At 37.2% G+C, this 19,645-nt stretch carries 22 protein-coding genes, 2 pseudogenes and 1 riboswitch; of the genes and pseudogenes, 5 read left to right on the forward strand and 19 right to left on the reverse strand.

Annotated elements, in window-relative coordinates; genetic code table 11:
- Positions 1-146: 146 nt before the first annotated feature.
- The 7 genes from QRN68_RS26760 to QRN68_RS26790 form a co-directional block, all read right to left on the reverse strand.
- Positions 147-707 (reverse strand): SpoIIIAH-like family protein, encoded by a 561-nt coding sequence (locus tag QRN68_RS26760; RefSeq protein WP_285400497.1) that lies wholly within the window; start codon positions 705-707, stop codon positions 147-149.
- The gene (locus QRN68_RS26765) at positions 708-1,127 is read right to left on the reverse strand and encodes a hypothetical protein (protein ID WP_285400498.1); all 420 of its coding nucleotides are present in this window, start codon (positions 1,125-1,127) and stop codon (positions 708-710) included.
- Between the two features lie 62 nt (positions 1,128-1,189).
- Positions 1,190-1,333, reverse strand: a complete 144-nt coding sequence (locus QRN68_RS26770; RefSeq protein WP_285400499.1) for a hypothetical protein — start codon at positions 1,331-1,333, stop codon at positions 1,190-1,192.
- Between the two features lies 1 nt (position 1,334).
- Positions 1,335-2,246: a stage III sporulation protein AE gene (locus QRN68_RS26775; protein ID WP_285400500.1), complete on the reverse strand. Its 912-nt coding sequence runs from the start codon at positions 2,244-2,246 to the stop codon at positions 1,335-1,337.
- A 12-nt stretch (positions 2,247-2,258) separates the two neighbouring features.
- The gene (locus tag QRN68_RS26780) at positions 2,259-2,636 is read right to left on the reverse strand and encodes a hypothetical protein (protein WP_285400501.1); all 378 of its coding nucleotides are present in this window, start codon (positions 2,634-2,636) and stop codon (positions 2,259-2,261) included.
- Between the two features lie 5 nt (positions 2,637-2,641).
- The gene (locus tag QRN68_RS26785; RefSeq protein ID WP_285400502.1) at positions 2,642-2,851 is read right to left on the reverse strand and encodes a stage III sporulation protein AC; all 210 of its coding nucleotides are present in this window, start codon (positions 2,849-2,851) and stop codon (positions 2,642-2,644) included.
- A 90-nt stretch (positions 2,852-2,941) separates the two neighbouring features.
- Complete coding sequence (locus QRN68_RS26790) at positions 2,942-3,949, reverse strand: NAD(P)H-dependent flavin oxidoreductase (RefSeq protein WP_285400504.1); 1,008 nt, start codon at positions 3,947-3,949, stop codon at positions 2,942-2,944.
- Positions 3,950-3,991: 42 nt separating this feature from the next.
- Between QRN68_RS26790 and QRN68_RS26795 the strand changes: the two genes are divergently transcribed.
- Complete coding sequence (locus QRN68_RS26795) at positions 3,992-4,606, forward strand: hypothetical protein (protein WP_285400506.1); 615 nt, start codon at positions 3,992-3,994, stop codon at positions 4,604-4,606.
- A 133-nt stretch (positions 4,607-4,739) separates the two neighbouring features.
- Here QRN68_RS26795 and efp read toward each other — a convergent pair whose 3' ends face one another.
- The 4 genes from efp to QRN68_RS26815 form a co-directional block, all read right to left on the reverse strand.
- Positions 4,740-5,297, reverse strand: a complete 558-nt coding sequence (efp, locus tag QRN68_RS26800) for an elongation factor P (RefSeq protein ID WP_285400507.1) — start codon at positions 5,295-5,297, stop codon at positions 4,740-4,742.
- 17 nt (positions 5,298-5,314) lie between these two features.
- A complete protein-coding gene (locus QRN68_RS26805) occupies positions 5,315-6,376 on the reverse strand; it encodes a M24 family metallopeptidase (protein ID WP_285400508.1) in 1,062 nt (353 codons plus the stop codon).
- Positions 6,377-6,378: 2 nt separating this feature from the next.
- Positions 6,379-6,813 (reverse strand): type II 3-dehydroquinate dehydratase, encoded by a 435-nt coding sequence (gene aroQ / locus QRN68_RS26810; RefSeq protein ID WP_285400509.1) that lies wholly within the window; start codon positions 6,811-6,813, stop codon positions 6,379-6,381.
- Positions 6,814-6,874: 61 nt separating this feature from the next.
- Positions 6,875-7,300 carry a hypothetical protein gene (locus QRN68_RS26815; RefSeq protein WP_285400511.1) on the reverse strand — a complete coding sequence of 142 codons (426 nt, stop codon included), beginning with the start codon at positions 7,298-7,300 and terminating at the stop codon, positions 6,875-6,877.
- Between the two features lie 163 nt (positions 7,301-7,463).
- On the opposite strand from QRN68_RS26815, the gene QRN68_RS26820 reads away from it, so the two are divergent.
- Positions 7,464-8,396, forward strand: coding sequence for a DUF1385 domain-containing protein (locus tag QRN68_RS26820; RefSeq protein ID WP_285400518.1), 933 nt, complete (start codon positions 7,464-7,466; stop codon positions 8,394-8,396).
- A 206-nt stretch (positions 8,397-8,602) separates the two neighbouring features.
- Here the strand turns inward: QRN68_RS26820 and QRN68_RS26825 are convergent, their stop codons facing one another.
- The 8 genes and pseudogenes from QRN68_RS26825 to QRN68_RS26860 all read right to left on the reverse strand — a co-directional run bounded on the left by QRN68_RS26825 (position 8,603) and on the right by QRN68_RS26860 (position 15,858).
- Positions 8,603-9,334, reverse strand: coding sequence for an ABC transporter permease (locus tag QRN68_RS26825; RefSeq protein WP_285400520.1), 732 nt, complete (start codon positions 9,332-9,334; stop codon positions 8,603-8,605).
- Positions 9,331-10,056 (reverse strand): ABC transporter ATP-binding protein, encoded by a 726-nt coding sequence (locus QRN68_RS26830; protein WP_285400521.1) that lies wholly within the window; start codon positions 10,054-10,056, stop codon positions 9,331-9,333. Before QRN68_RS26830 ends, QRN68_RS26825 begins: the two co-directional genes overlap by 4 nt.
- Positions 10,046-10,513 (reverse strand): DUF3021 domain-containing protein, encoded by a 468-nt coding sequence (locus QRN68_RS26835; RefSeq protein ID WP_285400523.1) that lies wholly within the window; start codon positions 10,511-10,513, stop codon positions 10,046-10,048. Before QRN68_RS26835 ends, QRN68_RS26830 begins: the two co-directional genes overlap by 11 nt.
- Positions 10,514-10,523: 10 nt before the next feature.
- Positions 10,524-10,964 carry a LytTR family DNA-binding domain-containing protein gene (locus QRN68_RS26840; protein ID WP_285400524.1) on the reverse strand — a complete coding sequence of 147 codons (441 nt, stop codon included), beginning with the start codon at positions 10,962-10,964 and terminating at the stop codon, positions 10,524-10,526.
- A gap of 155 nt (positions 10,965-11,119) precedes the next feature.
- Positions 11,120-12,901, reverse strand: a pseudogene (locus QRN68_RS26845) (vitamin B12-dependent ribonucleotide reductase); the annotation flags it as partial.
- A gap of 76 nt (positions 12,902-12,977) precedes the next feature.
- Positions 12,978-13,829 carry an LAGLIDADG family homing endonuclease gene (locus tag QRN68_RS26850; RefSeq protein ID WP_285400525.1) on the reverse strand — a complete coding sequence of 284 codons (852 nt, stop codon included), beginning with the start codon at positions 13,827-13,829 and terminating at the stop codon, positions 12,978-12,980.
- 208 nt (positions 13,830-14,037) lie between these two features.
- Positions 14,038-14,826 (reverse strand): annotated as a pseudogene (locus QRN68_RS26855) (ribonucleotide reductase N-terminal alpha domain-containing protein); the annotation flags it as partial.
- Positions 14,827-15,027: 201 nt separating this feature from the next.
- Entirely contained in the window at positions 15,028-15,858 is an 831-nt protein-coding gene (locus QRN68_RS26860; RefSeq protein ID WP_349662110.1) for a lipoate--protein ligase family protein, read from the reverse strand.
- Positions 15,859-16,242: 384 nt separating this feature from the next.
- On the opposite strand from QRN68_RS26860, the gene QRN68_RS26865 reads away from it, so the two are divergent.
- The 3 genes from QRN68_RS26865 to QRN68_RS26875 all read left to right on the forward strand — a co-directional run bounded on the left by QRN68_RS26865 (position 16,243) and on the right by QRN68_RS26875 (position 19,473).
- Positions 16,243-16,629, forward strand: a complete 387-nt coding sequence (locus QRN68_RS26865; RefSeq protein WP_285400526.1) for a rhodanese-like domain-containing protein — start codon at positions 16,243-16,245, stop codon at positions 16,627-16,629.
- Between the two features lie 749 nt (positions 16,630-17,378).
- Positions 17,379-17,455: riboswitch (glycine riboswitch) on the forward strand.
- A 161-nt stretch (positions 17,456-17,616) separates the two neighbouring features.
- Positions 17,617-18,966 carry an amino acid permease gene (locus QRN68_RS26870; RefSeq protein ID WP_285400528.1) on the forward strand — a complete coding sequence of 450 codons (1,350 nt, stop codon included), beginning with the start codon at positions 17,617-17,619 and terminating at the stop codon, positions 18,964-18,966.
- Positions 18,967-19,113: 147 nt separating this feature from the next.
- Complete coding sequence (locus tag QRN68_RS26875) at positions 19,114-19,473, forward strand: DUF3221 domain-containing protein (RefSeq protein WP_285400529.1); 360 nt, start codon at positions 19,114-19,116, stop codon at positions 19,471-19,473.
- Positions 19,474-19,645: the final 172 nt, after the last annotated feature.

Genomic DNA, 19,645 nt, shown 5'->3' on the forward strand with positions numbered 1-19,645 from the left:
CGGGGTTCGGGACTTGCACCCTATAGTTCATACGCATGCCGGGCGCACATAAAAGGCTTTCTTTTACTAAACGAAAGCCTTTTCATTACGCTGATATATAACAATGTTATTAAATAAACAGAATCTTCATCTTTTTCTTTCTCTTTTTAATAGTTATTATTTGCACTGAATTTTACTTGAACGTCATTTGCGCCTTCCATCTCTGTTCTTACCAAATAAATGATTTCATTTGCTTGAGATTTTGATAGCTCCTCCGCCATAACAGTTACGGATACCTTATCGCCATCTGCTTTCACAAATGCATCTGAGTAGCCTAAAGATTTAATAAGCATTTCTAGCATTGCTTCTGCGGATTCTTGTTTAATAAGACCGTCCATCTCATTATATGCCTCATTTTTTTCTTCTGCTGAGTAATCTTGTGAACCGATTTTCTGCTCTAATTGTGAACGAAGCTGGCTTCTTTCATCACTAACTTGCATGCGCATTTCTTCAAATAAATGACTTGGAGAAGATACTTCCTTCGTCTCTCCTTCTTTCGTTGCTTCTTGATCAGTCACACCCGTTACTGCAGTTTGCTGTAATGCATCATCTGTGAAAATAGTTAGTCCATTAAACTGTTTAGCTGGATCAACCAAATAATACACTGAAATAACCGCTACTAGACTTAATAATGTCATAAACCAAACTGTTCTTCTACGTACGCGCATTTACTTTTCCTCCTTATTTTCCATTGGAACGATAATAATTCGATGAATCGGCAATTGCATTACTTGACTAACGACAGCACGAATTTCATTTTTCACAAAGATATCTGATGCTCCTTCTGAAACTATCAACATCCCTGTTACCTCTTTCGTGCCTTGTTCAGTCCCACGAAAATATTGGCTGAATAGCTTATTTTCATCCTTCTCATCAGTCATCTCTCCGTAATAAAAATATACTTTAACCTCCCCAACACCTTGCATAGCCTTAAGTGTCTTCTCAAGTTTTTCTTCATTGGTCATCGGTGAAACTCGATCATTCGTTGTATTCGTTTGATACATTGGTAAAATGATGAAAATTCCCATGGAGGCGGCAATAAGCACTAAGATTATAAATGACGTTGTTTTTTTTTGTTTCTTTTCCACATCACTTGTACATTGCCTCCTTTCATCTTCTCTTTTTCAAGTGTATGTACGCTTGTTTCCTCCTATGAATTGATAAATGGAATCTTTAATAGCAATTGTAAAAATAGTAATGTAATGACAAGCTTTGTGAGTGAAATTATTTCTTTATCTTCTGTTAGAAACACAAATATCTGACAAATAAAGAGCATTGCCAATAAAAGAATCAATTTATCTCCCCCCGGCCATAACTTGTACAAAAACGATGAGGAAAAAACAAGTAAACATAAATGAAAAAGCAATTAGAAACGATACAGCACATAATGTAAATAGAGATTTACTAACATGATCTAGTAGTCTACAAATATCATCAAAGGCCACTGGCTCTAAAATTGCAGCTAACAATTTCAAAGAATACGCACTGACAACAAGCTGAACTGTTGGTATGAATGCCACTGTAATTACCGCTATAAACGCAGAAATACTACCAATAGAGGAAGTAAATTGCGTCATATGCTGGAACATCGAAAAACTATCCACGATAAAGGAACCAACAACCGGAATATTTTCCTCTATTAATTTCTTCACAGGCTCTGAAACAGCTGCGCTGACACTAAATGCCGCAACACCACTCGCCGACATTAAAATAATGTAACAAATAACAGATGAAGAGACGATACTCATAATGGTAAAACGAATTAATTCGGCAATTCTCGTAAACGAAATTTCTTTGACAATAACACTGCAAACATCAAAAACAATGGCAAAAAGCACTCCTGGAATAAGCCACTTACTACTAATAATCGTTAAGACTTGTACAAAGAAAAGTAAAAAAGGCTGCCAAGAAGCAATTGCTGTAATACTGCTTGATAAAAGAAAGCTTGAAGTAAGAATGGGATAAAATGCAGTGAATATGTGGGCAAGTCCCTGTGCTATTTCGTCAATTAATGTAAATGAATTCACAACGACAGGTCCTATTGTTGCGATCACAATAAGAAAAAAAAGTATTCTTGTCCCTTTTTCAAAGTCTGGTAACATCAGATTGACAATCAAAAAAATGATGACGTAGCCACATAAAATAAGTGTCATCTTCAGCAATAGAAAAAATGGATCAATTAAAAACGAAAGTATTTGCTCTAGCAATGTCTTCGCCCCTTAGTTTAGCCGTTGTAAAATGGCCGACACCTCCTGTAAAACAGCCAAAAATTCTTTAAACCAATACACTAAAATGACAATCTTGACCCCATCATAGACAATATTCCCGAGTACTTTATAGTTTTGTTCTACAAGTAACATAGACACCCATTGCCCTATATAAAAAAGGCTAGCACTTACCACAATGGCTTTCGCATAAGGCAAAAAAGCTAGCGTCTCAAGTAATTGCTTGATGAATGGCAATAGGAGTGTCGAGAAGAACATACCAAACAGCAAAAACGAAAACATCACACTAATTAGCGCATGGAGTGGCTGTATGACTTCTTTTATAAGCATTAATAAAAGCAGCATGACAACAGCTACGATGACAATTTCCATTTACACTACCCGGAAGAGGTCAACCATTGAAAGAATGTAAGGATTTCGCTGAAAAATAGACGCAAAAATCGCAGTAATTCCGCTGTCATATATAAATAGGCAATGAAAAAAAGGAAAAAGGAAAATTCTTTTTTTCCTGTTTGATCAAAGAAAACATGAAGAAGCGCAACTACTAGTCCCACTCCAGCGACCCTTAATACGTCTTGTAATTCCATTCATACGCCCCCTCGTGTACAGCAATATATGTCGCTAGCCAAAAAAAAAGACCTCCATACATATGTATAGAGATCTAAGATATTTATGAATTAAAGTAATTTTTCCACAATGCTTTTCACAGAGCCTGTTTGTTTCACTAAATAGCTATTTTCGCCCATCCACATTGATAAATATTCGGCATTTCCTTGTTTTGCACTTTCTTTACGAATATTTGTCGTTAAATCATTTTGCAATGGATATGGTGCTACAACAGCATCCTTCATACGTTCCGTAAAAGCATTCTCTAAGCCTCTTGCTGGTTTACCCGAAAACGCATGAGTAATGGTCGTCTGCTGTGCTTTTGATTGAAGCACGGCATTTTTATAGAGTGGAGTAATTTCACACTCATCAGCCACTAATAAAGCTGTACCAATTTGAACTGCCTGTGCACCCATTGCTAGTGCTTTTTCGACAGCTTCTTTTGTTACAATACCTCCAGCCGCAATAATTGGAATAGAAATTTGTCCTACTACTTGCTGCAGTAAATCGTGCAAATGGATTAATTGCATTGGTTCAGTGAAGGAACCACGATGACCACCAGCCTCACCACCCTGAATCACAACAGCATGCATGCCCGCTTGTTCTACACGTTTCGCTTCCTCTAATGTAGTAGCTGTGCCGATAACATAAACGTCATTGTCCTTTAAGCGATGAATGACATCTGCTGAAGGAATACCAAATGTAAAGGAACAAATAGCTACATTTTCATCAAGAACAGCTTGTACTTGTCCTTCAAATACTTCTTTGGACATAACACTTTGCACAGGTGAAAGTCCTAGTTCGTCGTAAAACGGTTGTAAAGCCATTCGAGCCTTCTGAAGAACGTCGATATCAATACGTGGCTCTTCCTGTACAAATAAGTTAACTGCAAACGGTTTGTTCGTTAGCTGTTTAACTTGCTGAATAAAGCTTTTCGTTTGCTCTCCATCTAAATAGCCCGCTCCAATCGAGCCTAAAATACCTGCCTCTGCGCAGGCAGCAACAAATTTTGGCGATGTTACACCAGCCATTGGCGCTTGAATCATTGGGGTTGGTATTTCAAAAGTTTTTTGTAGCATAGCATTCACTCCTTACTTTTATTGTAAACGTTTCTTCCATATATGACCATAAGATATATGATAAAATCTTCTCTTCATGACTTTGTATCTATCACTCTGGAAGTTCTATCCGTCTGTCCGACGATTCCATCCGTCGCTTTGCCTTCCATCCATCTGCTCGACGTTTCTATCCGTCGCTTTCGCTTTTCTTTCCGTCTAGTCGACGTTTCTATCCGTCGCTTTGCCTTCCATCCGTCTGCCCGACGTTTCTATCCGTCGCTTTCGCTTTTCTTTCCGTCTGGTCGACATTTCTATCCGTCGCTTTCGCTTTTCTATCCGTCTGCTCGACAATTCTATCCGTCGCTTTGCCTTCCATTCGTCTGCCCGACGTTTCTATCCATCACTTCGGCTCTTCTATCCGTCGCTTCGACTCTTCTATCCGTCGCTTTGGCTCTTCTTTCCGTCTACCCGACGTTTCCATCCGTCGCTTTGGCTTCTTTCCGTCTGCTCGACGGTTCTATCCGTCGCTTTGGCTTTTCTATCCGTCTGCTCGACAATTCTATCCATCGCTTTCGCTCTTCTTTCCGTCTACCCGACGTTTCCATCCGTCGCTTTGCCTTCCATCCATCTGCCCGACGTTTCTATCCATCACTTCGGCTCTTCTATCCGTCGCTTTGACTCTTCTATCCGTCTACTCGACGGTTCTATCCATCGCTTCCGCTCTTCTATCTGTCTGTTGGTCATTAACCTTTATATGTATAAAAAAACCTACCCTTTTGTTAGAAAAGAGTAGGCTCATTGTTTTTATTCATTACGCACGAGAAACGTAAGAAGCTTCTTCTGTATTGATGATTAATTTGTCACCTTGGTTTACGAAGAATGGCACTTGTACAATTAGACCTGTTTCAAGAGTTGCAGGTTTTGTACCACCAGAAGCTGTATCACCTTTAATACCAGGCTCTGTTTCTGTTACTTCTAGCGTAACAGTGTTTGGTAATTCAATACCTAGCATTTCACTTTGGTATGATTGGATATGAACTTCCATGTTTTCTTTTAAGAATTTTAATTCATATTCAATTGCAGCTGAAGCAAGTTCAGTTTGCTCATATGATTCTAAATCCATGAAAACATGCTCGTCACCTTGTGCATAAAGGTATTGCATTTTACGGTTATCGATTTGTGCTTTTTCAACTTTCTCACCTGCACGGAAAGTTTTTTCATTCACTGAACCGTTACGTAGGTTACGTAATTTAGAACGTACGAACGCAGCACCTTTACCTGGTTTAACGTGTTGGAAATCTAACACGCGATATAATTGGCCATCAACAATAATTGTTAGACCTGTACGGAAATCGTTTACTGAAATCATTTGTGTTCCTCCAAAGTTTATAAAATAATGAGTTCTTTTGACGAATGCGTTAGTAGTTCATTACCTGTCTCTGTGATTAAAATATCGTCCTCGATACGTACTCCACCGATTCCTGGTAAATAAACTCCTGGTTCGATCGTTACGGCCATACCTGGCTCTAGTACCGTTTCTGAACGCATCGATAAGCCAGGACCTTCATGTACTTCAAGACCAATTCCGTGTCCTAATGAATGACCAAATGCCTCGCCATAGCCTTTTTCTTTTAAGTAGTCACGTGCAATCGCATCTGCTTGAATCCCTGTTAATCCAGGACCGACTTTTTCAAGTGCTAGAAGCTGGGAAGCAAGTACTGCGTTGTAAATATCCACTAATTTTTCAGAAGGTTCGCCAACTGCCACAGTACGTGTAATATCCGAGATATAGCCATTGTAAAGTGCTCCAAAGTCTAATGTGACAAAGTCGCCTGTTTCAATCACTTTATTCGTAGCAACACCATGTGGTAGCGCTGAGCGAAGACCAGACGCAACAATTGTATCAAATGAGGACTGGGTTGCTCCTTGTTTACGCATGAAAAATTCTAATTCATTCGAAACTTCAAGCTCTGTTTTACCTGGCTTGATGAAGTCTAAAATATGTGTAAATGCGTGATCAGCAATTTCACACGCAACCTTAATAATATTAATCTCTTGTTGCGTCTTAATCAAGCGAATTTTTTCAATTAGCCCAGAAATCGGTACTAAATCAGCTTGAATTTTATTTTTATATAGCTCATATGTGCCATAGCTAACAGTATCTCTCTCAAAACCCAATAATTTGATACCCATGTTATTTACTTGCGTTGCAATTTCTTCAATGATTGTTGCCTCGTGCTTTACAATTCGGAAGTCCTGTACTTGCGCAGCAGCTTGCTCAGTATATCGAAAATCCGTAATAAACACAGCATCATTTTGAGACACGATCGCAACGCCCGCTGTCCCTGTAAAACCAGTCATATAGCGACGATTGTATCCGTTCGTAATTAAAATGCCATCAATGTTTTGTTCTTGAAGTGCCTTACGTAGCTTTTGCAATTTCAACATAATCAATTCTCCCTCTCAATAAATGTGCGTAGTGCCAGTTCATAGCCTTTCGTACCTAGTCCGCAGATTTGACCAAGGCATGCCGGAGCGAGATAGGAATGATGACGGAAAGCCTCACGTTTATGGATATTTGAAATATGTACTTCTATAACCGGCACTGAAATTCCTGCAATTGCGTCATGTAACGCTATGCTTGTATGGGTATATGCACCAGGATTAAAGATAATACCATCATATTTTTCGTCTTCTGCTTCATGCACCCAATCAACAAGTACTCCTTCATGATTAGATTGACGAAACTCGACAGTGGCACCTAAAGACGCCGCAAGATTCTGAACATTTATTTTCACATCTTCCAACGTCTCAGAACCGTAAATATGTGGCTCTCGTTTACCTAGTCGATTTAAGTTAGGTCCATTCAAACATAATAACTTCACGCATATTCGCCTCTTTCTATGTACTTGCCATTTATTTTATCATACAAGGCGCATACAGCAACTAATTTCCTTTTTGTGCTGTATGCTCTCTGTAATGAAAATTCGCAGTTTCAAGCAAGAAACGTAATAGACAAATAACAATGACAATGAAAGGAATCGATAGTTTTTTAAAAGAAGAAGATTGTAAAGGCAAATCAAGAACAATCCATTCTAATGTGATAGACAAAAAAAGACCGAGCAAAAAAGAAGATAGCACAGCTGGGATAATATAGACATATCTCAACGTAATATATAATAAAAATCCAATAAGAAATAAGACGAAGATGAGAAAACTCCATTGAAATAGTTTTGAGCTACCCTCGAATAAATCCCACTTTTTATAAAAACCAATTGGATTCCATTTAATAAGATGAAAATATTGAAGCCCCTTTAAACATAATGCTAAAACAAGTGCACTGACGAGCGAAGTTATACTAGCTATTTTCAAGCAAAATCCTCCTATCACGAGTTAATTTTCTGACGTTAATCATTTCCTAAATTGTACGATTAGTGTAGCCATATAGAAATTTTACTATGCGTAACTCTAGAGGTTTTTCACTAAATTTAGTACAATGGTACAGTTGAAATAAATAAAGAGAGTGGTGTTAGCCTTGAGCAATTCACCTGTTTACGGGGGACAAGCACAATTAGAGGGTGTAATGTTCGGAGGAAAGGAACATACGATTACTGCCATTCGCCGTAACGATGATTCCATTGATTATTATCATTATAAAAAGGTTCAAAAGCCTATCTTACAAAAGCTAAAAAAAATCCCATTGATTCGAGGCGTTGTCGCACTGATTGAATCAGCTGGTTTAGGCTCTCGTCATATGCAATTTTCAGGAGATCGTTACGACATTACACCTGGAGAGGAAGAGGAGAATACAACAGAAGGTTCGAAACTTCAAATGATGTTAGGAGTTGCAGTTGTAGGTATTCTTTCCTTTTTATTTGGTAAATTTGCCTTTACATTAATTCCAGTATTTATTGCGGATTTTTTCTCTAGTTGGATAGAGAGTAAGACCGGTCAAATTTTACTTGAGAGTGGTATTAAGCTACTTTTATTACTAACCTATTTATATTTTATATCTTTAACACCTATTATTAAACGAGTATTCCAATATCATGGTGCAGAACATAAGGTTATAAATTGCTATGAGGCAGGAATGGAAATAACCGTGAAAAATGTACAAGCACAATCACGCTTACACTATCGATGCGGTAGTAGTTTTATGCTGTTCACTGTCTTTGTCGGCATGTTTTTATATTTCTTCGTGCCAACTGATCCACTATGGTTACGTCTTTTGGACCGTATTTTATTAATCCCAGTTGTTCTTGGTGTATCTTTTGAAGTACTTCAAGCGACAAATGCGTGTCGTAATATCCCTGTGTTACGATTCCTTGGCTATCCAGGTTTATGGCTACAATTACTGACAACACGTGAACCGAAAGATGACCAAGTGGAAGTAGCCATCGCATCTTTCAATATGCTGCTCCAAGTTGAGCAACAACCAGAAATCGCAGCTACTTTGAATCATGATTAACAATTATGCCGCGACCAAAATCGAAAAGAAGTAAAGGGACAAGTCCAACTGATGTATCATCTGTTTGGACCTGTCCCTTTTTAAGTTTAGAAAGAGGATTTTTTAATGAGTGTACAAATATTATTTGCTGTTTCATCACATTTATTCCTCTTTCTTGTGAATATATTTATGATGCCATGCCACATTAAATATGGATATGGCTAATTTCAATACTGGCCTCGCATCTTTCGTTGAAATAAAAAGGTGGCAATAACAAAAATAACAGTCGTATAACCTAAAACGATAGAGAGTGGTATGAAAACATCAGAATAAGCTCTACTTAGTGCTGCACGCGCTGCATGAACAGCATGGACAAACGGCAAAAATTGTGCAATAGATTGAAAAGTACCACCTACCATGTCAGGCTCAAACCACGTACCGCTAAACCATGTTGACAAGTTAACAAATATCGCAAAGATGCCCCCTACCTGCTTATCTGTAAAAATTGTTCCAAATAATAAACCTACCCCTATATACAATAAAGAAATTATAATAAGTACGCCTACCATTATTAGGACAGATATATTGAATGACAAACCTAAAAATAGAGCGGTAAACAAACAAAAAATAATTTGTAATAATGCAATTGGTAGCAACGGTAGGACATAACCTACAATATAATTACCCGCTGACATAGGAGAAGCAAAAATTCGCATTAAAAAGGATGTGCTTTTATCCTTACCTAGTAACATTCCAGAAAAAAGAGTAAGAAACGAAAAACTAAAAACAATAACACCGGGTGTTAGATTACTAATTTCAAATAATGCAAACGGCATATTTTTTTGCATGACTGAAAATAAGCCCATCATTAGAATTGGTAAGCCCATGCCAAAAATTAGTGTTAGTGGATCACGTATTATTTCCTTATGATTTCTTGTCGCAAATACACTTGCCTTCAAAGTGACTCCTCCTCTGTAAGCTCTAAAAACACTTCTTCTAAAGACTGTTTTTTTGTTTCATGCATTAATTGCTGGATTGTACCAAGAGCACGTAATTTCCCTCGATGCATTATAGCTACACGATCTGCAAGCATCTCTACCTCTTCTAAATAGTGAGTTGTTAAAACAATCGTTACCTCACTTTTTAACTGGCTCAGTATTTTCCATAAATCACGACGTGCACGTACATCCATTCCTAATGTTGGTTCATCTAGAAAAAGTATTTTAGGATTAGACATCATAGCCATCGCAACACTTAATCGACGCATATAACCGCCTGATAACGTTTTTGCTTTATTAGACTGTCGAGGAGTCAAGCCAAACAAAATCATCTGTGCATTCGCTCGTTCTTTTGCCTCTGTTTTTGAGCAACCATAAATCTGACCCATAAATAGCAAATTTTCTAATACGGTTAAATTAGGTGCAACAGCCGTTTCCTGCGGAGAAATATTTATTTTCTTTTTAGCAGCGACCTGGTGATGAACAATACTTTCCCCATCCAAAATGGCATCTCCATCTGTTGGTGTTAAAAGTCCACAAAGCATTTTAATCGTGGTCGTCTTGCCAGCTGCATTTTGACCGAGAAGTGCAAAAAACTCCCCCTTTTTTATACTTAAAGATAACTGATCCACTACCACAATTTCCTTATAACGCTTCGTTAAGCCCTTTATTTCAATTGTCATGAAAGTCACCTCTCTCTATTAGCATGGCATTAATCTGCTCAATATCGCGCTTTGAAAGCTTATATTGCAATAACCATGTCACGACATACGTTCCAAAGAAACTTGCGAGTACAGAAATAATATTGGTCATCGTTTTCGGCATCCATAAAATCATGACAATTGGTATCCATATAATGGCCGTTACAAAAAAGTGCACAATATATTGCTTCAACATACCCCATCTAGCAATTTCAAAAAATAGTGCAGCTAAGGCAAATGTGAGCCCGATCAAACCAGTCAACAACACTTGAGTCATAATTGCGATTGATTCACTTGTAAATAACGCTCGAAATTCAGGGACTACCCAAACGTAGCTTTCTTGTGCTATCCCAAGCGAGATAAAAAATTGCACAACTTGTCCAAGTATCGCACCAATGATAAATCCACCTAAAATCCGAATTAATAAGTCTTTTCGCACATCTTTCACCTCATATCCCTAATTGCTTCTTAATTTTTGCTACATAACGCCTTGACGCGTATGTTTTAATCCCACCTTTAAGCTCAACACCGATTGTCCCTGTTCTGCTAATATCCATATGTTTAATCATGTTGCGATTAACAATTTCGGCATTTGAAATACGTACAAACATCTGTGTATTTAGCTTTTCTTCAAGCTCATACAAGCGAAGTCGTACCGTGTAAATACCAACCACCGTTTGAACGAAAACCTTCTTTTGTTCCGTATAAATGCGCACAATGTCCCCACAGTTAATAAACTCGACACCTCTATCTGAGAAAACCGATAATGTATTGAGATCAGAGGAAACGATACTCTGCATGAGATACTCTATTTCATCGGTCATCTTATCTGTGTGAATAATCACTTTTGGCTCTTTGCATGTCGGGTCAATCGACAATTCTACCTTCATATCATCACAGTCCTTTCATTCGACTTCACTATAAAATTTTCAACTAATTATGTAAATGGATTTTGGACGACTGGTCGTTTACATGGGATAAGTGGTTTGGAAATTAAAAAAGTGCCTATCCGTCTTTATGACGAGATAGACACATTTTCATTATTTTATAGGCCACATTTTAACTGCGCAGCACAGTTTGTACATGTATTACAGCCACCAATTTCTTCAACAGTTCCTTTACGGCATACTGGGCAAGTATTACCTACATCTGAACCTATTACTGTTGTCGATTCTAAAGCTTGAATCGTATCTACTAACACAACAGGACGTTTTGTTGGCTCTTCTACTAATTCTTCTTCAAATGATAGTTGATCCATATCATTTTCTTCAGCTTTCAATGTAAGTACTTGTGAATCACGGCTACCATCTACATAAACCGTACCACCTTTAGCGCCACCGTTATATAAGCGCTCGTACACTTTTTCAACTTGTTGTACTGTATAACCTTTTGGTGCATTTACAGTTTTTGAAATGGATGAATCGATCCATTTTTGGATGATACATTGTACATCCGCGTGTGCCTCTGGTTTTAACTCCATCGCTGTAACGAACCATTCAGGAAGGTCATTTTCATTTACTTCCGGATGACGTTCTAAAAATTCTTGAACGATTTCTGCTTTTACTTCAATGAATTTACCTAATCGACCAGAACGGTAATATGTGAATGAGAAATATGGCTCAAGACCAGTTGCTACGCCGACCATCGTACCTGTAGAACCAGTTGGAGCTACTGTCAGTAAATGCGAGTTACGGATACCTGTTGCTAAAATTTGCTCCTTAATGTGAGCAGGCATTTTTTGCATAAAGCCTGTTTCAGTAAATGCTTTACGTAAACGTGCAGTCTCTTCCTCTGTTGCTCCCACTAGGAACGGGAAGCTGCCACGCTCTTTTCCAAGCTCTGTTGAAGCCTCATACGCAGTCTCAGCAATCGTTTTAAAGATTTCATCAACTAACTCATTACCTGCTTCAGAACCATATTCTTTCTCACAATAAATAAGTAAATCTGCTAGACCCATTACGCCTAAGCCAACACGACGCTCACCAAGAGCTTGTACACGGTTTTCTTCTAAGAAGTATGGTGTAGCATCAATAACATTATCTTGCATACGAACACCAACACGAACTGTTTCACGTAGTGCTTCGTAATCAACTGTTTGATTTTCTTTATTTGCAAACTGTGCTAAATTCACAGCTGCTAAGTTACACACAGAATATGGTGCAAGTGGTTGTTCCCCACATGGATTTGTCGCTACAACACTTTGACCATAAGCTTTTGCGTTTGTCATGTCATTAGCGTTGTCGATGAAGAAAATACCTGGCTCTGCAGAGTACGTTGCACAAACGTTGATTAAATTCCATAATTCCTTCGCTTTAATCGTGCGGTATGTGCGTACTTTATAGCCCATTTTCTCCCATTCGCGCACATCGCCAACTTTATGCCACTCACTGTTGTAAATAGTCATTTCTTCTTTTGTATATTCTTCAACAGCTGGGAAACGAAGCTCGAATTCAGCGTCATTTTCAACTGCTTCCATAAATTCTTTTGTTAATGTTACAGAAATATTGGCACCAGTTAAAAACTCTGGATTGTGAACAGTGTAAGTACCACCATCACGTAGTTTGTTTTCCGCTTCACGAATAATTGCCGTATCAAAACCGCCTAAGCCTTCGATACTTTTATAGTTAACAATACCTTGATACATAGCTTCCTCTTGAGATGAAAGAGGCTTAAAGTTTAACTTTTCTTTTGCTAGACGAATAATTGATTCATCTGTTGTATTTTCGATTAGGTATCGCAAAATACGTGGATTTTGCATTTTCGAAATAATAAATTCCACGATATCAGGATGCCAATCTGCCAGCATAATCATTTGTGCCCCACGCTTTTTGTTACAAAAAAGTATTTTGAAATACTTTTCCGATGTGGTCATTTCTGCCACATTCTTATGCTTTCACATAAGATCAGACTATATCATCAAAGAAGGATTTGATTTTTTCATATTTTCTATTGAGTCGTATGGAACCATGTTCGTATAACTTACTAACAATCTTTAACACATCATCTTTTCGATTAATGCATAAGTCAACGCATCCTTGTTTTGGGTAAACTTTATGGACTGTTAAAGCTAGTTGTTGATTATGCAAAAATCGAAGCAAAGATAAAAGCATTTGGCGATTACCCGTAAAACCTATTCTCCCACGCTTGGAGAAATGACCATCTGCATCAAAAAAACCTCTTAAATAGGTCCATTGCAAATCCTCATTTTTAAAATCAATCCAACTTTCAAAGCCTGTTTTTCGAGGTTTAATTCCCAACCTCATTAAATCATTGCACATTTCTGTTGAATTAATGATTAAAGAGTATTTGTTTTGTTCATTTGGTGCACCGCGTGGACGGAATTTAATCGCTTCTTGCATAGACAATTCTTTTGCGATATCTTCAAGCAATTGCCGGTCCTGCTCAGCAAGTGATAAAACAAGACGTTTCGATTTACCACGGTCATATATAGTACCATCACCTGTAATATAACCTACTAAATACGCCTTATTTGCTGAATCGATATTTTTAAAGTAGTTTTCATCATAATGATACTTCTTATTTTTCAGCTTTCCCGCTTGACCAGGCTCTCTCGCTTTAAAAAGCTCTAGCTCTTTATTCCATCTAAAGATTGTTCCTCTACCTATGTTAAGTGTTTTTGCAATATCAACTTGGCTCATTCCATTTTCATGCAACTCAATAATTCTTTTAATCAATCGTTCTTTGTCTCGCGCCTCGTAAGGACGTCTCTGTACATTACGATTTACTTCTTCCATGCTCCCACCTCCGATGTGGTCCAAAGTTTAGGAAGGTTCAATAGTCGTTGAACGTTCAACTACGTTTCCATAGATGCTTCGCTGCTGATTGCCCAATCTTTTCTTTTTTCAAGCATTCACGCCTAACTTCACAGTTTACGTTGTAGCAAGAAAAGCTCTAAGGGTGTTCCAGCAATTCACGAGATTTTAATCCCGCCGTTTTCGGTTAACGGGATCCACCTTGTTCGACAAGATGAGTCAGCTTCGCAATATCATCTAACCATGATACAGAACCAGATGATTTACCATTCACTCCACGTGCTAAAGTGTTACGTGGACGCAATGTTGAACCATTTGTCCCTACACCACCACCGCGGCTCATAATTTCCATTACTTGCTTACGGTGATCACTTATTCCTTCACGTGAATCTGCTACAAATGGCATTACGTAACAGTTGAAGAAAGTTACATCTGTTTCAGAACCAGCTCCGTAAATAACTCGTCCAGCTGGAATGAATTTCAATGATACTAGCTGCTCATAAAACTTCTCAAACCATTCTTGGCGTTTCTCTGGTGTTTTTTCAACAGCAGCAAGCCCTGTTGCATTTCGTTTTGCAATTTGTTCATAAAAAATTTCAAGAGGCTTTTCTAGCACGTCAATCGAACGCGTAATCACACCCGTTTCTTGCTCTTTCGGATCATCCAAAACACTACGATAATCTTCCTCAATCAAAATATCTGCTGTTTTTGTAGACATGTCAAGCTTTTGGATTGTCCCTAAACCACGCGCAGGGAATTTTGGATCTGCCTTCACTGTTAATACGACGAAATCACCGGCTTTTAACGTTTTCTTCTCCGTATCCTTAAACGAGTAGCGATCGATCATCACCAGTCTTGATACACCTTTATGCGTAATATGCATATCAGGTGTTACAGGATGAACCTGTGAAAATTGTTCAATATCTTTGTTTAACTGTTCAAATTTGTTTACTTCGGGTTGATGATTTGTGAGTACCATCGTTTTGCCTCCCTTTTTTCTGCATTACATAATAAATACACAATATCATGTGTCGCGAAACACTACATATTGTGTAATACTTTCTAAAAAAGATACTATATATAGTTTTTTAATTCAACTCTTGCAATTTCGAATAGAATCCGTAATGCTCGTCCTCACAAGGTTTGAACGATAAAAAAAATATTTTTCTTATACCATTTTTTATTTTTTGAAGTTCCAATCATCACATGCATATTTTTTCTCTTCAAGTGCATGCACATATTCTAATTGCTCCTCAGAAAGTGTAAATGGTTTTAAATCAATTTGCAACGATTTTGCAAAACCATCTCTAAAAGCAGTCACACATTGTTCAATAGTCACTGGTTCTTTAACAAGATTATTGATAGCAACCGCTTTCTCTGGCATCTTTCTACGCATACGTGCCTTCGCCTCTTCACTTGAAAAATTGAAGACAGATAATAATTTTTCTTGATCTAAATCAAGTAAAATAGCTCCGTGCTGTAAAATAACACCTTTTTGACGAGTTTGTGCACTACCCGCTACTTTTTTACCTTCTACGACAAGTTCATACCAGCTTGGCGCATCAAAGCAAACTGCACTTTTAGGTTTCTTTAAGTCCGCTCTTTGTTCTTCTGTATTAGGCACACTAAAATAAGCATCCATACCTAAATTATGAAAACCTTGCAATATCCCTTCACTTAACACTCTATACGCCTCTGTCACTGATTCAGGCATATCTGGATAGCTTTCTGAAACAATGACACTATATGTCAATTCATGTTCATGTAAAACGGCTCTACCACCTGTTGGACGACGCACAAAGCCTAGCCCTTGTTCTCGCACCGCTTCTAGATTGATGTCTCTTTTTGCTTGTTGAAAATAGCCAATCGAAAGAGTTGCTGGCTCCCACTCATAAAAACGAATAACCGGTGGAATTAAACCTTCACTGTGCCAATCAAGTAATGCTTCATCTAATGCCATATTAAAAGAAGGACTACATTTCCCTGAATTTAGAAAATACCAAGTTGTCATATATTCATCTCCTACAAATAATCAATTATGCATCGGGTCCGGATTCAGCTTTGTGCTTGCACAAAGAACTCCTTTCCGAATTCGTGATATCCACCAGAGGCTTTAACTTGTTTTAGCGGATTTTGGACACCCGCTGAAATAAGTTAAATATAACTTTTGTGAAAGTGTACAAATATCAAAATTTTAACACTTTACGTTTAGTTTTATCCTTTAATGAAGTAATCATCCACTCCAAAAATGTAGTGGAATGATTTTGTGACCTTTCACTAATAACATCCAATAGATTAATTCTAGCCACAATCTAATTAATTTTATCAAACTCATTGGACTATCGCTAGCGCATCTTTTATAATAATAAAGAAGATAGAAAGGGGTAAGAAAATTTTGGACATACTTATCACACTCGGTATAATGTTAGTAGTCGTAATTGCATATATCGGCATTAATTCTATGCGACTCAAAAAAGCCGTAACTAACCTAACACAAGAACAATTTATTGAAGGCTATCGTAAAGCACAACTTATCGACGTACGTGAGCAAAAAGAATTTGAAGCTGGTCACATTCTTGGTGCACGTAATGTTCCTTCAACTGCACTACGTCAACGTTACAAAGAAATTCGCCCAGATTTACCAGTATATTTATACTGTCAAAATACAGGCCGTAGCTCACGAGCTGCTTTATATCTTAAAAAGCGTGGCTACAACCAAATTCACCAACTTCAAGGCGGCTTCCGTACTTGGACAGGTAAAATAAAGTCCAAAAAACAATAATGAAACAAAATAGATAAGACATTAGCGACTTATATAAATAAATTCACTCTTTGAAACTAAGTAAATTTATATATATTTACCTATATCGCTTTGTTTTACACAAAAAAGAACCATCTCAAATGACTATGAGATGGTTTCTTTTTTCGCAAAAAATTCTGAGTTTCTACTATATTATATTTATTGTGCAACGTCTAACAAGTTTTTTCATGCTAAATCGTGCATTGGACAAAATAAGGAAAAGCCACGCGAGGCAATATTCTGCTCGTTTTCATTGGGGATTCTTTAGTCTATGAAGCGGCTGGACAAAGTGAGGAAAACATTCAGCCAGAACGAAAATCAACCTTACGTCATGGTGACAGCCTCACTTTATACTAAATATTAAACATAATCCACAGATTACTTTGAGGATTTATCGAAACAAAATCGCTCTTTATCGAAACTATTTGAACTTTTATCGAAACAAAATCTCATTTTATCGAAACTTTTTGGGCTTTTATCGAAAAACAAGCTCTTTCTATCAAAGAAATCAACCACACGTTATGGTGAAGGGCCCATATTAACATATGTCTAAAAATACTATTTTTCGTTAACTATTTAGCTAGACAAACCTTAATCTTCTTTTTTTCAGAAAATAGCTAAAATTTAACCTTGAATAATTATGTAAGCACTGATAGGATGTATAATATCTTAAAATAATGTCATCAAGACAATACAATACAAGCTATGAATGCTATGGATCACACTATAGCAGGAGCAGTTCTGGAGAGAACGCATTTTGCGTCGCCGAAGGGTTCACTATCTCAGGCAAAAGGACAGAGGAGTAATATCAACTTTCATCATGAAAGCTATACCACATGAATGTTTATTTTTTCACATCCAACATTCGCAATTGGTATTTGTTATTCTGACGTTTACGAGACTAGTGTCAATACTAGTCTCTTTTTATTTTCCAGTCATAATTTTTATGCATCTTTGAGGAGGATTAACGTGGAACAACATCAATTAAAACGTGAATTAAAAAATCGTCATGTGCAGCTCATTGCTATTGGCGGAACAATCGGTACCGGTTTATTTTTAGGTTCAGGTAAAGCGATTGCTTTAGCAGGACCTTCCATCATCTTAGCCTATTTAATCGTCGGAACTGCCCTATTTTTTGTGATGCGCGCATTAGGTGAACTATTATTATCGAATGCAGGCTATACATCATTTACTGATTTTGCATCAGAATACATAGGTCCTTGGGCAGGTTACGTCACTGGCTGGACATACTGGTTCTGCTGGATCATGACCGCTATGGCAGATATTATTGCTGTCGGTGTTTATGCACAATATTGGTTTGATATACCTCAATGGGTACCGGCAATCGGTTGTTTAGTACTGTTATTAATATTGAATTTATTAACTGTAAAACTATTCGGTGAGCTAGAATTTTGGTTTGCCCTTATAAAGGTCATCACAATTGTTGCGCTGATCGTTATTGGACTAATCATGTTATTTACAGGCTTTCAAACAAGTTCTGGCACAGTTTCAGTTGAAAATCTTTGGGCACATGGCGGAATTTTCCCGAATGGTCTATACGGCTTCCTAATGGCCTTCCAAATGGTTGTTTTCGCATTTGTTGGTGTCGAATTAGTAGGTGTTTCTGCTGCAGAAACGACAGATCCTCAAAAAAATATTCCTTCTGCCATTAATAAAATTCCATTACGTATTTTATTATTTTACGTAGGAGCATTATTTGTTATTTTATGCATTAATCCTTGGTATGAAATGTCTGCCTCAAGCAGTCCATTTGTACAAGTGTTTACGCTAGCTGGCATCCCAATTGCTGCAGGGATCATTAATTTTGTCGTTCTCACATCTGCTGCTTCAGCGGGTAATAGTGGTTTATTCTCTACAAGCCGAATGCTTTATAATCTCGGAAACAATAAGCAAGCTTCGCCATCATTTGCCAAGCTCAATAAAAACAGTGTACCAAGTAACGCACTTGTTATTTCAGCAATAGTTGTATCAGCAGGAGCATTACTAAGTAAACTAATGCCTGAAACCGCCTTTAGTGTTGTTACAACGATAAGTGCTATTTGCTTTATTTGGGTGTGGAGTATTATATTAATTTCTCATATTATTTATAAACGTAAAAATCGTGTGCTTCATGAAGCATCGATTTTCAAAGCACCTTTTACTCCGTTCGTGAACTATTTAGTACTTGCCTTTTTCGTATTTCTATTAGTAGTGATGTTCATTTCAGAGGAAACACGCACGGCATTACTGTTAACACCAATTTGGTTTATCATACTAATGATAATTTATAAAATGAAAAGAAAGAAACCAATACGTTAAGATGAATTGTCCTGGATAGTGTCACTTGAAAGAAAGTGAAGCTATTCAGGGCTTTTTATTCCCAATTAACGATATAATAAATATATTGATTTTAAATCAGGAGGGAGTTTTATTAAAAATAAAATTGCTATTTCTATTTCCCTATTGTTGACGGCTATCTTGATTGTATTATTAATGTTGTTTAATAATATCAACAACAATAATACAGCCATTAGATTAGTAGAAGGATTTGTCTTAACAAAACAAGATAATAAAGGGTTACAAATTTTAATTAGCGAAAATTCACCAGAAAAACAGGAGAATTTAGACGCTGATACGATAAATGAATTAGCCACTAAAGATGACACGATGATGTGGGTTCCGGTGGACGAATCTATCTACAATCAAATTCATTTAGGAGATAAACTAATTATTGAATATGATGGTTTTTTATTTGAATCATTGCCACCTATTATAGGGAATGTAATTTCTTTAAAAATTGTAACTGAAAATAAAAAGAAACAATAAAAAAGCTACCTGTTCAAGCATCAGGTAGCTATCTTTATTGTGAAAAGTGAATAGACAAAATATTTAGCCATACTTTATATGTGTTAATCTTGCGGTAAATCTAGATCCTTTATTCTTTCAATTTCTTCTCTCGATAAGCCTAATAAATCCATTATTTCTTCAACCGTTACAT

Source organism: Lysinibacillus sp. fls2-241-R2A-57, from assembly GCF_030209535.1.
Lineage (GTDB): Bacteria > Bacillota > Bacilli > Bacillales_A > Planococcaceae > Lysinibacillus.